The organism is Xanthomonas sp. SHU 308, assembly GCF_000364645.1.
Taxonomy (GTDB): Bacteria; Pseudomonadota; Gammaproteobacteria; order Xanthomonadales; family Xanthomonadaceae; genus Xanthomonas_A; species Xanthomonas_A sontii.
Genome location: NZ_AQOK01000508.1, coordinates 1 through 1,857, shown reverse-complemented (window position 1 = coordinate 1,857; position 1,857 = coordinate 1). Strand labels below are relative to the sequence as shown.

The following is a 1,857-nucleotide window of genomic DNA, read 5'->3' as shown; positions in this document are numbered from 1 at the left end:
GCCCCCCGCCGCCGCAACGTGCTCAGGACCTGCTGTTCGGCGACGGCGTCGAGCGCGCTGGTGGCTTCGTCGAGCAAGGCGACGCGCGGTTGCCGCAGCAGCACCTGGGCGAGCAGCAACCGCTGCAGTTCGCCGCCGGACAGGCGCGCGCCGGCGCCGTGTGCGGCGGTGTCCAGGCCGGCGCCGCCCTGCAGGCGCGCTGCCAGGCCGACGTCGCGCAGGGCTTCCCACATCGCGGCCTCGCTCGCGGCCGGTGCCGCCCAGGCGAGGCAGTGCCGCACGCTGTGCTGCCAGGGCCGCACGCCCTGGGCGACATAGGCCAAGGGCTGCAGCGCGGCGCGGTAGCCGGCGAAGTCGAGCGCGCGGCCATCGCAGTGCGCGGCGAACTGCGGTGGCGCGACCATGCCGGCCAGCGCGTCCATCAGGCTGCTCTTGCCGACGCCGGATGGGCCGCTGATCAGGGTCAGCGTGCCCGGCGCGAGGACCAGACCGGTCAAGGCCACCGCGGCCAGCGGCGGCGCCAGGCCGATGCGTTCGATCTGGATCGGCGCCGTCGCTCCTGTCGCCGCACTGGGCTGTGCCGCCACGGTGCCAGGTGGCGTTGGCAGCGTGCCGAGCGCGACGTAGCGCTGCCACAATTCCAGCGCAGGCGCGGCCGAGCGCAGTTGCTGCACGCTCTGCCGGGTCGAGACCAGGTACGGCAGCAGCCGCCCCAGCAGCAGGCCGACGGTGATCAGCGCGCCGCGGTCGATGCCGTGCCACACTCCGGCCAGCAGCATGATCGCGGCGATGGCCGCCACCGCCGCCAGTTCCAACAACAGGCGGCCGGAGGCGACCAGCGCCTGCTGGCGCGCGTAGCCATAGGCGAGCCGACCGGCGATCGCCTCGTAGGCTTCCTGCTCGCGCGCCTCGCGGGCGAACGAGCGCACGTGGCGCAGGCGCCGCGGGAAATCCTCGCTGAGCCAGAACAGCCGGGTCATGTCGGCGACGTACTCGCGGCTCACCCGGGCCTGTTCGTGGCCGGCGATGCGGAAGGCGAGCAGGCCCAGCGCCAGCAGCGGCGGCAGTGCCAGCACCAGCATGGGCGAGACCAGGAACGCCGCGGCCAGGCTCACCGCCGCGGTGATCGCCGCCACCAGCAGTTGCAGCAGCGCGCTGAAGCCCTGCACCACGATCTCGACGTTGTAGGTGAGCAGGTTGGCGATTTCCGCCGAGCTGGCATCGGCCAGGGCCGGCAGCGGCGCCTGCAGCAGGCGCGCATGCACCTGCCGGCGCAGGTCCAGCGCGTGGCGGCTGGCCAGGTCCGCGGCCAGTCGTGTGCCCCACCAACGCAGCAGGGCGAAGCCGCTGCTGGCGGCGACGAACAGCAGGGTCTGCGCGAGGAAGCCGGTCGGCAACGGCAAGGCGTGGCCGGCCAGGGTCAGCACGTGGCCGGGTTGCACCAGCGGCACCAGCGCGACCGCGGCCAGCGCGCCGGCCAGCGCGCCGAGCAGCGACAGCAGCACGTACCAGGCAATGCGCAGGTGTTCGCCGCGGCCGAGCACGGCGACGAAGGCGCGCAGCAAGTGCGATGCCGGTTCCGGACGTGTGCTCATCGATGGGTATCCATGCGGCGGACCATCGACGCGGTGCGCCATCCGCACTCCCCTGCGCCGGCGATGCACGTCGCAGGCACCGTCACGTCTTGCACGAGATCAGGCCAACAGTGTCTGCAGCGCATCGACCGAGGCCTCCGGATGCGTGCCGCGCTGCAGTTCGTACACGCCCAGCCGCTGCAACTGGCGCGCGAACAACGGCCAGTGCGGCTGGCCCGCGGCATAGGGCTGGTCCGCGGCCAGGCGTGCCGCCACGTCCGCG

1 protein-coding gene and 1 pseudogene are annotated in these 1,857 nt (G+C 73.5%); both read right to left on the bottom strand.

Annotated elements, in window-relative coordinates; all coding sequences use genetic code 11:
• A partial coding sequence (locus tag D588_RS24990) for an ABC transporter ATP-binding protein (protein ID WP_043085269.1) occupies nucleotides 1-1,595 on the bottom strand: 1,595 nt, incomplete at its 3' end.
• Nucleotides 1,596-1,694: 99 nt separating this feature from the next.
• Nucleotides 1,695-1,857 (bottom strand): annotated as a pseudogene (locus D588_RS27320) (serine kinase); the annotation flags it as partial.